Source organism: Methylobacterium sp. AC315, assembly GCF_979253755.1.
On sequence record NZ_CEEDEA010000012.1, the window covers coordinates 1 to 12,582 of the forward strand.

Below are 12,582 nucleotides of genomic sequence, written 5' to 3' on the forward strand. Positions count from 1 at the left end.
TCGACTTGCATGTGTTAAGCCTGCCGCCAGCGTTCGCTCTGAGCCAGGATCAAACTCTCACGTTGAAGAGATTGATCTGGCCGATCACGTAGTTCTCAGACGGAGCCTCACAATCGACCAAGCAGCGCTTCACAGCGCGACCCGGTCGGTGAGCTCAAAAAGAGAAACACGACGATCGGCACTAGTCTCTCACTTGCCGAAGCCAAAGCTCCAGCCGCAAGGACAAACGCCGTCCGCGTCTCCCTTCCTCAAATCCAACAATGTCAAAGACCGGTCGATCAGATCCGCAGACCCGCCTACCAGAGACAGACAGCCGATCGCCCGGCGCTTAAGCCGGCCAATCCCGCTGAATTGTCAGAAGATGCCTCAGCGCCCGGGCCACTTCCGCGGCCGGCGCCGATGAGCGGTGTATACGCAGCGCTATCCGCGCCGTCAACAGGGTTGTTCCGGGGCGGAGCCGATTTTCTTGGACTCCGGCGGCGACGGCCGTGTGACGCCCGATTCGCCCCCCCCCGCGAAGGGCGGTTCAGTCGTCGAGGCTCAGGCTCATGCCGTCATAGGCCGGGGCCACCCCTTCCGGCAGGCGCGCTGCCAGCGCCGCATAGTCGAGGTCGGTGTGGAGGTTGGTGAGCACGGCGCGCCGGGGCCGGACCGTCTCGATCAGCGCGAGGGCGTCCGCGACGGAGAAGTGCGTGGGATGCGGCGTGTCACGCAGCGCGTCGATGATCAGGAGATCGAGACCATGGAGCCGATCCAGGCTCGCCTCCGGGATCAGGCTGACATCGGGGATGTAGGCGGCTTGGCCGAAGCGGAAGCCGAGGGCGGCCTCCGTACCGTGCTCGACCAGGAGCGATTCGGCCGTGATCGCACCGCCCGGCCCGTCGAGGCTGAGCGCATCGGGCAGGTCGCGCACATCGAGGATCGGCGGATAGGCGCTGCCGGGGGGCGTCTCGAAACAGTAGCCGAACCGCGTGGTCAGCAGCGACCGGGTCAGGCTGTCGGCATAGACCGGGATGCGCCCCCGCATGGCGATCACCAGCGGGCGCAGGTCGTCGATACCGTGGGTGTGGTCGGCATGGGCGTGGGTGTAGAGCACGCCGTCGAGGCGTCGCACGCCCGCGTCGATGAGCTGCTCGCGCAGGTCCGGCGAGGTATCGACCAGCAGGCTGGTCCGCCCTCCCCCGGATTCACGCTCGACGAGGATCGAGCAGCGGCGGCGGCGGTTGCGCGGATCCTCCGGATCGCAGGCGCCCCAGCCGCTGGCGACCCGCGGCACCCCACCGGAGGAGCCGCAGCCGAGGATGCGCAGAGTCAGCGTTGCCGGCGCATCCTCCGAAGTCGTCACGCTGCCTCCCCGGGTTTAGCCTTGTCGAACAGGGTGAAGAAATTCGCGGTGGTGATCCGGGCGAAGTCCTCGGCGGACAGCCCCAGGGTCTCGGCCAGCGTCCGGGCGGTGTCGGCGGTGTAGGCCGGCTCGTTGGTGCGCCCGCGATGCGGCTCGGGGGCGAGGAACGGCGCGTCGGTCTCCACCAGGATCCGGTCGAGGGGCACGCTCCGGGCGATGTCGCGCAACGCGTGCGCGCGCCGGAAGGTGACGATGCCGGAGAACGAGATCGACAGCCCGAGCTCGAGCCCGGCCTCGGCGAGGCGCCGGCCCGACGAGAAGCAGTGCAGCACCGCCCGGAACGGCGTCCGACCCATCTCGTCGGTGAGCACCCGCTCCATGTGCTCGTCGGCATCCCGGGCGTGGATGACGAGCGGCAGGCCGGACAGGCGCGCCGCCTCGATATGGGCGCGCAGCACCCGTTCCTGCACGGCCTCGGGGGCGCCGTCGGGGAAGTGGTAGTCGAGCCCGGCCTCGCCGATCCCGACGCAGCGGGGATGTGCGCGCGCGAGGCCCGCGATCGTCTCGGCGGGCACATCCGGCTCCTCGGCGGCCCCGTCCGGATGGGTGCCGACGGTGAACCAGATCTCGGGGTGGGCCTCGGCGATCGCCCGGTAGGTCCCGGCCCGGGCGACCCGGGTCGAGATGGTCAGCATCCCGGTGACGCCCGCCTCCCGGGCACGGGCGATCACCCCCGGCAGGTCGGCGGCGAAATCCGGGAAATCCAGATGGCAGTGGCTGTCGATCAGCATCGTGTCTCGGATCGCTGTCAGGCCGCCGGCGCTTCGGGCCGCTCGAACCTCGGGAAGACCGGAGCCGGGGCGGGGAGCGCCGTGCCGGGTACCAGGCGTCCGCCCTCCCCCGCATCGGCGAGGTTGCGCCGGTCCGCCGGAACGGCCAGCAGGTCCAGGAGCTTGGAGGCCGCGGTCGGAACGAACGGCTGGACCAGGATGCCGAACGCCCGCAGCGATTCCAGCGTCGTGTAGAGCACCGCGTTCATCCGGGCCGGATCGGACTTGCGCAGGCGCCACGGCTCCTGCCCGGCAAAGTAGCGGTTGGCCTCGGCCACCACCGCCCAGATCTCGGCCAGGACGCTGTGGAGCGCGAGATCGCCCATCAGGCTCCGCACCCTGTCCGGGAGAGCGTCGGCCTGGGCCAGCAGGGCGCGATCGGCCGCGTCCAAGGAACCCGGCAGGGCCCCGGGATCCGGCACCGCGCCGTCGCAATTCTTGGCGACCATCGAGAGCGAGCGCTGGGCGAGGTTGCCGAGGTCGTTGGCGAGATCGGCGTTGATCCGGCCGATGATCGCCTCGTGGCTGTAGCTGCCGTCGCCGCCGAACGGCACCTCGCGCAGCACGAAGTAGCGCACCGGGTCGACCCCGTAGGTGTCAGCGAGCTCGAACGGGTCGAGCACGTTGCCGAGCGACTTCGACATCTTCTCGCCCTTGGAGAGCAGGAAGCCGTGGCCGAAGACGCGCTTGGGCAGGGGCAGCCCGGCCGCCATCAGGAAGGCCGGCCAGTAGACCGCGTGGAACCGGACGATGTCCTTGCCGATGACGTGCAGGTCCATCGGCCAGAACTTCTTCAGGGGATTCTCCGCGTCGGGGAAGCCGGTGACGCTCAGGTAGTTGGTCAGGGCGTCGACCCAGACATACATGACGTGGCCGGGATGCCCCGGCACCGGTACCCCCCAGTCGAAATTGGTGCGGCTGACCGAGAGGTCCTTGAGGCCGGAGCGCACGAAGCTCGCCACCTCGTTCCTTCGGGTTTCCGGGCCGATGAAGTCGGGCTGGTCCTCGTAGAGCTTCAGCAGCCGGTCCTGATAGGCGGACAATCTGAAGAGAAAATTCTCCTCCTCCATCCACACGACCGGGGTGTCGGTGGCGAGGCTGCGGCGGCTGCCATCCTCGAGCAGGCGGGTCTCGGCCTCGTCGTAATAGGCCTCGTCGCGCACCGAGTACCAGCCGGCATACGTGTCGAGGTAGATGTCGCCGTTGGCCTCCATCCGCCGCCAGATCTCCTGCGCGGCTTCGTAGTGGCCGGGCTCGGTGGTGCGGATGAAGCGGTCGTAGGCGCAGTCCATCCGGTCGGCCATCGCCTGGAAGCGCGCTGCGGTGCCGTCGACATACGCGCGCGGGCTGGTGCCGGCCCGGGTCGCCGCCTGCTGGATCTTGAGGCCGTGCTCGTCCGTGCCGGTGGAGAACAGCACGTCGTAGCCGTCGAGCCGGTGGAAGCGGGCGATGGCGTCGGCGGCGATCACCTCGTAGGCGTGACCGATATGCGGCGCGCCGTTGGGGTAGGAGATCGCGGTCGAGAGGCCGAAGGTTTTTTTGGAGTGCGCCGGGGCGTTGGACGTCACGTCGGGGTGTTCCGGATCATCGCAGGAGGTTGCCCGCGTTGTCGCGCGGCAGCGGCGGGGACGCAACAGCCGCCGGGATCGGGAACCGCGCGGACGATCGTGACCCCAGACGATCCGGGACCTTTTGCGGGTCCAGGGCAGCGCCCTGGTCGTCCCGGCGCGCAGAGGGGTTACGAGGCCGCCTCGGCGAGATCGCCGAACAGTGACAGCACCACCGGGCGCCGGTCGAGATTGTAGATCGCCGCCTCCCGGGCGGCGCGGCCGAACCGGTCCGCGACGTCCACCAGGGCGGCGAGGCGGGCGGGCGGCTCGTTCCGGCGGCGGTCGAGTTCGGCCGAGACGAAGCGCAGGACCGCGTCCTGGGCGGCCTCGAACCGCACCTCGGCGTCGCGCCCGGCCAGGGTCTCGGCGAGCTTGAGCACCCGGCCCCAATCGGGCGTCTGCGCCCGGGCGAGCAGGGTCTCGACCTCGGCGACGAGGCCGGCCGTGACCGGGTCGAGCATCGCCAGCGCCCGGGCGACCGAGCCCTCGCACTGGGCGACCGCCCGGGCCAGGGCGGCCTCCTCCGGCTGCGGGAACGGCTCGGGCAGGCCGCGCACCACCTGGGCCACCGCCTCGGGCGCCAGCGGGCGCAGCATCAGCACCCGGCAGCGGGATCGGATCGTCGGCAGCAGTCGGCCGGGCTGGTGGGCCAGGATCAGGAACAGGGCGCGCGGCGGCGGCTCCTCCAGGACCTTGAGCAGGGCGTTGGCCGCGTTGGCGTTGAGGTCGTCGGCGCTGTCGAGGATGCAGACCCGCCAGCCGGAATCGGTGGCGGTCGAGGCGAACAGGTCCAGGGCCCGGCGGACCATGTCGACCGAGATCTTGGTGGGCAGCGTCTTGGCGCCGACGGTGCGGTGGCGGCGCAGGACCACGAGGTTCGGATGCGACAGGCCCGCGACCTTGCCGGCGACGGGGTTCTCGTCCGGCACATCGAGCCCGGCCGGCCCGCCGCCGGCGGGATAGGCCAGCAGGCGGCGGGCGACCCGGTAGGCCAGCGTCGCCTTGCCGATCCCGGGCGCGCCGCCGATCAGCCAGGCATGGTGCAGGCGCCCCGCCGCGATTCCCTCCGCGAAGGCGGCCGCCGCGGCCGCGTGGCCGACCAGCGCCCGGGTCTCCCGCGGGCGCGCGATACCGGGGAGGTCGCCGGGCTCGACGTCGTCGGCGGCGCGGTCTGCCAATTTCATGGCGCGGGGGTCAGGCGGCATCGCCGCGGCTTTCCTTGAGCGGCAGCAGGCCCGGCAGGCGGGAGGCCACCGCGGCGCGGATCGCGGCTTCCACCGCATCGGGGTCGCGACCGGCATCGATCACCGCGCAACGTTGCGGCTCGGCCCGGGCGATCGCCAGGAAGGCGTCGCGCAGCCGCGTGTGGAAGGCCAGCGATTCCGCCTCGAACCGGTCGGCCCCCTGCCCCGTCCCGGCGCTGCGCCCGGCCGCACGGGCGAGCCCGGCTTCGGGCGGCAGATCGAGGATCAGGGTCAGGTCGGGCCGGGTCGGGCCGACCACGACCCGCTCCAGGGCGGCGATCACCGCCGGGTCGAGGCCGCCCGCCGCGCCCTGGTAGGCCCGGGTCGAGTCGATGAAGCGGTCGCACAGCACGATCTCGCCCCGGCGCAGGGCCGGGCGGATCAGGCGGTCGAGGTGGTCGATCCGGGCTGCGCTGAACAGCAGCGCCTCCGCGAAGGGGCCGTAGGGCTTGGCGACGCCGCCGAGCAGGGCCACGCGGATTTCCTCGGCCCGGGGCGAGCCGCCGGGCTCGCGGGTCACGCGGACCTCCCGGCCCGAGCGGGACCGCAGGGTCGCGGCCAGGCGGGCGACCTGGGTCGACTTGCCGGCGCCCTCCCCGCCTTCGAAGGTGATGAAGGTTCGCTGCGAAGCGTCCTCGAAGCCTGGCACGATCACGGGCGTCCAATCACGTCGGATCGGCCGTACGCTCGCCGGACTTCGCGTCCTTCTTGCCGACGCGGTCGAAGGCCTTGCGCACGAGGCTGGTACCGAACTCCAGCGCCGCGTCCATCGCCCGCTGCGACAGCGTGCCGGGCTCCACCGTCGCGCCGGCGAAGAGCGGCTGGTCGAGGGCGACCGTGTCGCCGCGCTGGATCCGCAGGGTGCCGACCTGCTGGCCCTCCTCGACGGGGGCCATCAGCGGCCCGGTATAGACCACCTTGGCGCTGACCCGGTCGCTGGAGCCGCGGGGCAGCAGGACCCGCACCGGCTTCTTCGAGACCAGCGGAACGGAGCCCGCCTGGCCGCCGAACACGGAGGCGTCGGCGACCGTCTCGCCGGCCCCGAAGATCTGCCGCGTCTCGAACGCGCGGAAACCCCATTCCATCAGCTTGCGCGCCTCGGAGGCCCGGTCCCGGGCGGTCTTGAGCCCCGAGATCACCAGCACCAGGCGCTGGCCGTTCTGCACCGCCGAGCCGGTCAGCGCGTAGCCGGATTCCTCCAGGTAGCCGGTCTTCAGCCCGTCGGCGCCGATGTCGAGCGCCAGGAGCGGGTTGCGGTTCTGCTGGCGGATCTTGTTCCAGGTGAACTCCTTCTCGGCGAAGATCTTGTACAGGTCCGGGTAGGTGTCGATCAGGTGGATCGCGAGCTTGGCCATGTCCCGGGCCGTGACCTTCTGGTCGGGGGCCGAGTAGCCGGTGGCGTTGCGGAAGGTCGAATTCGTCAGCCCGATCTCCTTGGCCCGCCGGTTCATCAGCCCGGCGAAGGAATCCTCGGTGCCGGCCATGTTCTCCGCGATGGTGATCGCGGCGTCGTTGCCCGACTGGACGATCAGCCCGCGCAGCAGGTCCGACATCTTGATGCGGCTGTTGACCTGGGCGAACATCGATGAGCCGCCGCCGCCCGCCCCGCCCCGCTTCCAGGCGTCCTCGGTGACGGTGAACTCCGTATCCATCGCCAGGCGGCCGGATTTCAGCGCCTCGAACACGATGTCGGTGGTCATCAATTTGGCCATGCTGGCCGGGGAGAACCGCTCGTCGGCGGCCTTCTCGAACAGCACCGAGCCGGAATCCGCATCGATCAGGATCGCGTGCGGGGCCGCCGTCTGGAAGCCCTGAGCGGTCGCGCCCGCGAGGCCGGCGCCCAGCGCGCAAGCGGCCGCCAGAAGGGTGAGAAGGGTCCTGCGCATCACCGGTCCGTCCCGCGCCTGCCGCCCGGCCGGAGAAACTCCCGCCGCATCCGGATAACAAGCGTGACCATATTACGGTTTCAGCGCCGGATCGAACGCGAAATGCCGCATTGCGGAACGGCGTGCCGTCCGGGACGCGCCGGGGCTGCCCTCAATAGATCCCGGCGAGGCGGGCATGCCCCCCGCCCGACGCCGTCCGGGTGGGGGTCCCGGCTTTCACAGGGGCCGGAGCCTTCGCGGCCGCCGCGACCTTGGTTGGCACCGCCGCCTTGGCCGAGGCCGGGGCCGCGGTCTTGGAGGCGAGCATCGTCGACCCCTTGGCGGCGCCGGAGGCCAGATGCGCCAGGGTGGACTTGGCCGAGGCCGGCAGCGCCGCGGGGGCCGCCGCGGCGAGTTTCGTCGGGGCGGGCGTTCCGGGCCGTGCCGGCCGGCCGGCGGCGACGGCGGTCTTCGCGGCCGCGCCGTGACCCTGGGCCGGGTTGAGGCCCGCGACTTTCAGGTCCGCCCCCTTGAGGCTCGCGCCTTTAGCGCCGGCCCCCGCATGCTCGGCGACCTGGATCGGCGCGGGCCGGAAATCCCGCACCTTCTGGGCGGTCGGCTGGACGGCCGCCGGTACCCGCATGGCGGCCGAGGCGAGCACGATCGGAGCGCGCACCGGGGCCGGCCGCTCGGGCCGCGACGCCGGGGCCTCGTCGGACTGCGCCCGCTCGGGGGGCGGCTTGAAGGCCAATGGCTCGGCGGCCGAGCGGGCGTAGCGCTCAGGCTCCTCCGAGGGGCCGAGATCCGCCATCATCACGGTCGAGCGGCCGGCCGGCTGCCCGTCGGTGCGCAGGCTGGCGAGCAGCTTGCGGTCGTCGCTGCCGGCGACCGCGGCCTTGCCGGCATACTCGACCCGCACCCGCGCGGTGCCGCGCCGGTGAAAGCCCAGGGCCTCGGCCGCCTCCTCGGAGACGTCCATGACGCGGCCGGCATGGTAGGGGCCCCGGTCGTTGACCCGCACGATCATCGAGGCGCCGTTGTCGAGGTTGGTCACCCGGGCGTAGCTCGGCAGCGGCAGGGTCGGGTGGGCGGCCGCGATCGAGTGGCGGTCGAACACCTCGCCGTTGGCGGTCATGCGGCCGTGGAAGGCCGAGCCGTACCAGGAGGCCAAGCCCTCTCGCACGTAGCCGCGGGGATCCTCCTTGGGCACATAGGTCTGGCCGGCCACCACGTAGGGCTTGCCGGTGTAGCGGCGCCCGCCGCCCTTCGGGATCACGTCGCCCTCGTTGTAGAGGCGCGGGCTCGCCTTGACCCCGTATTTCGGGTCGATGCCGTTGCCGGAGCTGAGCTTCTGCTGCTGGGGATTGGTGGCGCAGTTGGCCGTGGCCAGGGCCACGCCCGAGACGGCCAAGAGCCGCAGGGCGAGGCGCGCAGGCCGGGGAAGGGTCGTGCGCACCATATCGGGGTTCACCAAACGCGACGCGGGACAACGGCCCGGAAACGGGCCGGCACCGGCCGCGCCCCAAGGGCTCAGCCAGTCCACCCAGAATTGTAGCGGTCGCGTAAAGGAAGCCTGAACGATGTCGGCTGTCGCGGTTCAGGCGTTGCAGCCGAGCCGCTCTAAAACCTCGCGTGCCACATCAGGATTTGCCAGCAAGGCTCTGATAAATGGATGCTTTGAGGTTTATGTAATCAAGACCGGGCGCTCTCGAGGTGCTCGCATTGCGCTGCCCGAAAAGACCCGCGCCAGCGGCGCCGGGCGGTCGAGAGCGCGCAGGACCGGCCTGATGGCCCGGGCGCATCCATCGCCCGGGTGGCTGCCGAAGGGTCTGCACGGAAACGGGCGACCCGCTACGGATCCCGGATGTCCGAGGACGCATCGGCATCCGCCCCGTCATTTCGGGGCTTGGCTGCGCGGCCCCGATGACGGGGTTGTTGTCAGAGCTGCCTCTGCAAACACCCTGCACGGATCGCGTTCGGGACCCTGTGCGGAGGCAGGGTTGAGCCTCGCCGGGGTCAGCGCGGCGGGGTGTCGGTCAGCTGCGCGATGGAGCGGGCGCCGCGCTGCTTGAACAGCAGGTCGAGCCCTTCCAGCATCAGGGCGTGCATCTTGGTCCGCTCGGCATAGGCGAGGTCCCGGAGCTGGTCGTAGACCGGGGGCTCCAGGTAGACCGACATCTGCCGGGCGCGCTGCTTCAGCGTGGCGGCGGGCTTCGCCGCCGGGGGCGCCAGCGCCAGGGTCACGATCTCGGCGCCCTGCGGCCGGGCCGCGTGCCGGTCCGGCGGGTTCGCCGAGGCGACGATCGCCGCAAGGCTGAGCTTAGGCGGCTTGGACATGTCGGCCCGTCTTCAGCGACTGCGTGCGGCGCTCGATCCACGACCAGAGGCGCCGGACCTCTCCGGCGGCCTGGCCCTTGGGGTTGAATTCGGTGACGCCCTGGCCGAGGCCGATCGCGTCCTGGTGGTCGGTGCGGGCGACGATGTTCACGTCCGGCAGGATGCCGAGCACCGCCAGCCCGTCGGCTGCGTCCCGGACCCGGTAGGAGCGGGGCGGGGTCTGGTTCAGCACGAAGGCGAACTTCTTTTCGAGCCGGTAGACCGCCGCCAGCGTCGGCTTGAACGCCCGCAGGTCGGCCGGGGTCGGCCGGCACGGGATGATGCACAGGTCCGCCGCACGGATGGCCGAGAGCGTGCCGGTTGAATCGACCCCCGGCGTATCGATGAACACGTAGTCGTAGGCCGAGTCGCGCAGGCGCTCCATCACGGCGTCGATCTGCGTCGCGTCGATCTGCGCGACCTCGGGACCGTCGGCGGTGCGGTGGTCCAGCCAATCCGAGATCGTGGCCTGGCGGTCCATCTCCAGGATGCAGACCGTGTGGCCCGCCTCGCGGGCGGCGACCGCCAGGGAGATGCACAGCGTGCTCTTGCCGCTGCCGCCCTTCTGCGTGACGAAGGTGATGGCTTTCATCCTGGGCATCCTCCAGAAGGCCCCGCGCATCCGCCGGAAGCGCTGGCATTCACGAATGCCGCGCCCTCGTCGGGCAACCTCAGGTGCGCAATCACGGGCTGCCGCGATCCTGTGACCCAAGGATGTCGAGCGGCACGGTGCGTCCGACATGGTTAACGAGGCGTTAAGATGTCCTGCCGCCGGTGCACCGCCGGATCGGGTCAGGGTGTTCGGTCATCGCATGCAATCTAAACCTCAGGTTCATATGTCGGCAGTCTTGTTCCGGAACGGCCTTTTCAGCAGCTCTAGGATGCCGTAGCGTCAAGGTAGCCGGCGCCGGAGCTGCGATGGATTTTATAACCTCAGGTTTGGCGGCGTTCGAAACCCCGGCGAGGAATGGCATGGCCGACGCCCCGATCCCGCAATCCGTTCTGGACGCCTCCGGCGTGGTCGGGACGTGGGTCCACGATCACTGGGCCGATCGGCTGGCGCTCTCGGGCTCCCTGGCGGGGCTGCTCGGCCTCGACCCGGTGGCGGCCGCCACGGGGGTGTCCCTCGCGGCGTTCCTCGACCGCACCCATCCGGAGGACCGCATCCGGATCGAGAGCTACCTGCACGCGGTGTCGGAGACCGGCGGCACCTTGGAGGCGGAGTTCCGCACCCGTGACACCCGCACCGGCGTCCGCACCTTGCTGATGCGCGGCCGGATCGACCGCGATCCCTCGGGCCGCACGCTCCAGGGGCGCGGCATCGCCATCGACCGGACCGAGGTGCAGGCGGCCAACCTCGTGCAGAGCGAGCGGGTGGTGAACCGGATGGCCGAGCACGTCATCGCCCTGCGCGACCTCGCCCACGTCCTGGAGCGGCCGGCGCTGGTCGAGCGGATCGAGCGCCTGATGATCGAGATCGGCTTCGAGCTCGCCCGGTTCCTGCCGGAGCCCGAGGACGAGCCGCGCCACTGAGCGCAACGCCCCGAACGATGGGTTCCGGCATTCGGCCCAAGACGATGCCGCGCCCGAGCCCGTGCGCAGGGTCGAAGTGCGATTGATCGCGCCCACGCCCCCAAGCTACGGTCCCGGCAAGACTTTGCCGGGAGGATTCCGATGGCCCGCGACACGATCTACGACCGCGATCTCGACCGTGTGCCGGCCAACCACCAGCCGCTGACCCCCCTGCTCTATCTCGACCGGGCGGCGCGGGTGTTTCCCGACCAGGTCGCGGTGGTCCACGGCCCCCTGCGGCGCTCGTACCGGGACCTCTACGCCCGCGCCCGGCGCCTGGCGTCGGCGCTGGCGCGGCGCGGGCTCGGCCGCGGGGATACCGTGGCGGCGTTCCTGGCCAACACCCCCGAGATGGTCGAGTGCCATTACGGCGTGCCGATGACCGGGGCGGTGCTCAACACCCTCAACACCCGTCTCGACGCCGCCGCGATCCGGTTCTGCCTGGAGCACGGGGAGGCCAAGGTGCTGATCACCGATCGCGAGTTCTCGAAGACCGCCGCTGCGGCCCTCGAGGGTCTTGCGACGAAACCGTTCGTGATCGACGTCGACGACCCGGATTACGACGGCCCCGGCGCGCGCCTCGGCGAGACCGACTACGAGGCGTTCCTGGCGGGCGGGGACCCGGAGCACGACTGGGCGCTGCCCGACGACGAGTGGGACGCGATCACGCTGAACTACACCTCGGGCACCACCGGCGATCCGAAGGGCGTGGTCTACCACCACCGGGGCGCGGCGCTGCTGGCGCTCGGCAACGTCATCACCGGGGGGCTCGGGCAGCACCCGGTCTATCTCTGGACGCTGCCGATGTTCCACTGCAACGGCTGGTGCTTCCCCTGGACCCTGTCGATCGTGGCCGGCACCCATGTCTGCCTGCGCCAGGTCCGCGCGGAGGCGATGTACCGGCTGATGGCCGAGCACGGGGTCACGCATCTCTGCGGTGCGCCGATCGTGATGCAGATGCTGATCAACGCCCCCGATGCCGAGCGCCGGGAGCTGCCCCGGCGGGTCGCGTTCTTCACCGCCGCCGCCCCGCCGCCCGAGGCGGTGCTGGCCGGCATGTCGGAGGCCGGGTTCGACGTGACCCACCTGTACGGCCTGACCGAGAGCTACGGTCCGGCCGTGGTCAACGCCTGGAACGCGGATTGGGACGCGCTCGCGGCCGACCAGCGGGCGGCCAAGAAGGCCCGCCAGGGGGTGCGCTACCCGGTCCTCGAGGCGCTCGACGTGCGCGACCCGGACACGATGGCGCCGGTGCCGGCCGACGGCACGACGATCGGCGAGGTGATGATGCGCGGCAACGTGGTGATGCGCGGCTACCTCAAGAATCCGGCGGCCACGCAGGCCGCCTTCAAGGGCGGCTGGTTCCGCACCGGCGACCTCGGGGTGAAGCATCCGGACGGCTACATCCAGCTCAAGGACCGCTCGAAGGACATCATCATCTCGGGCGGCGAGAACATCTCGTCGATCGAAGTGGAGGACGCGCTGTTCAAGCATCCGGCGGTGTCGGCCGCCGCGGTGGTGGCCAAGCCCGACCCGAAATGGGGGGAGACGCCCTGCGCCTTCGTGGAGCTGAAGCCGGGCGCGTCGCCCAGCGCCGACGAACTGATCCAGTGGTGCCGCGGGCGGCTGGCCGCCTACAAGCTGCCCCGCCACGTGATCTTCGGCGACCTGCCGAAGACCTCCACGGGAAAGGTCCAGAAATTCATCCTGCGCGAGCGGGCCCGTCAGGACGAGGCCTGA

11 protein-coding genes and 1 rRNA gene are annotated in these 12,582 nt (G+C 70.9%); 2 read left to right on the top strand and 10 right to left on the bottom strand.

What is annotated here, in order from left to right; all coding sequences use genetic code 11:
* The 10 genes from AC0IY0_RS19015 to AC0IY0_RS19060 form a co-directional block, all read right to left on the bottom strand.
* A 16S ribosomal RNA gene (locus AC0IY0_RS19015) occupies window positions 1–65 on the bottom strand; the annotation flags it as partial.
* A 461-nt stretch (window positions 66–526) separates the two neighbouring features.
* A complete protein-coding gene (locus tag AC0IY0_RS19020; RefSeq protein WP_147910709.1) occupies window positions 527–1,345 on the bottom strand; it encodes an MBL fold metallo-hydrolase in 819 nt (272 codons plus the stop codon).
* Entirely contained in the window at window positions 1,342–2,136 is a 795-nt protein-coding gene (locus AC0IY0_RS19025) for a TatD family hydrolase (RefSeq protein ID WP_147910710.1), read from the bottom strand. The genes AC0IY0_RS19020 and AC0IY0_RS19025 overlap by 4 nt, the downstream gene beginning before the upstream one ends.
* A 17-nt stretch (window positions 2,137–2,153) precedes the next feature.
* The gene (gene metG / locus AC0IY0_RS19030) at window positions 2,154–3,743 is read right to left on the bottom strand and encodes a methionine--tRNA ligase (RefSeq protein WP_147941693.1); all 1,590 of its coding nucleotides are present in this window, start codon (window positions 3,741–3,743) and stop codon (window positions 2,154–2,156) included.
* Between the two features lie 170 nt (window positions 3,744–3,913).
* The gene (locus AC0IY0_RS19035) at window positions 3,914–4,969 is read right to left on the bottom strand and encodes a DNA polymerase III subunit delta' (protein ID WP_147941694.1); all 1,056 of its coding nucleotides are present in this window, start codon (window positions 4,967–4,969) and stop codon (window positions 3,914–3,916) included.
* 10 nt (window positions 4,970–4,979) lie between these two features.
* Complete coding sequence (gene tmk, locus AC0IY0_RS19040; protein WP_147941695.1) at window positions 4,980–5,684, bottom strand: dTMP kinase; 705 nt, start codon at window positions 5,682–5,684, stop codon at window positions 4,980–4,982.
* A gap of 10 nt (window positions 5,685–5,694) precedes the next feature.
* Window positions 5,695–6,915 carry a D-alanyl-D-alanine carboxypeptidase family protein gene (locus tag AC0IY0_RS19045; RefSeq protein WP_471764990.1) on the bottom strand — a complete coding sequence of 407 codons (1,221 nt, stop codon included), beginning with the start codon at window positions 6,913–6,915 and terminating at the stop codon, window positions 5,695–5,697.
* Window positions 6,916–7,066: 151 nt separating this feature from the next.
* Window positions 7,067–8,353 carry a septal ring lytic transglycosylase RlpA family protein gene (locus AC0IY0_RS19050; RefSeq protein ID WP_471764992.1) on the bottom strand — a complete coding sequence of 429 codons (1,287 nt, stop codon included), beginning with the start codon at window positions 8,351–8,353 and terminating at the stop codon, window positions 7,067–7,069.
* Between the two features lie 557 nt (window positions 8,354–8,910).
* On the bottom strand, window positions 8,911–9,231 hold the full coding sequence (locus tag AC0IY0_RS19055) for a ribbon-helix-helix domain-containing protein (protein WP_050736065.1): 321 nt from the start codon (window positions 9,229–9,231) through the stop codon (window positions 8,911–8,913).
* Window positions 9,215–9,862, bottom strand: coding sequence for a ParA family protein (locus AC0IY0_RS19060; RefSeq protein WP_147907815.1), 648 nt, complete (start codon window positions 9,860–9,862; stop codon window positions 9,215–9,217). Before AC0IY0_RS19060 ends, AC0IY0_RS19055 begins: the two co-directional genes overlap by 17 nt.
* 380 nt (window positions 9,863–10,242) lie before the next feature.
* On the opposite strand from AC0IY0_RS19060, the gene AC0IY0_RS19065 reads away from it, so the two are divergent.
* Both AC0IY0_RS19065 and AC0IY0_RS19070 read left to right on the top strand, forming a co-directional pair.
* Window positions 10,243–10,803, top strand: a complete 561-nt coding sequence (locus tag AC0IY0_RS19065) for a PAS domain-containing protein (RefSeq protein ID WP_147941115.1) — start codon at window positions 10,243–10,245, stop codon at window positions 10,801–10,803.
* Window positions 10,804–10,944: 141 nt separating this feature from the next.
* Window positions 10,945–12,582 (top strand): acyl-CoA synthetase, encoded by a 1,638-nt coding sequence (locus AC0IY0_RS19070; RefSeq protein ID WP_471764995.1) that lies wholly within the window; start codon window positions 10,945–10,947, stop codon window positions 12,580–12,582.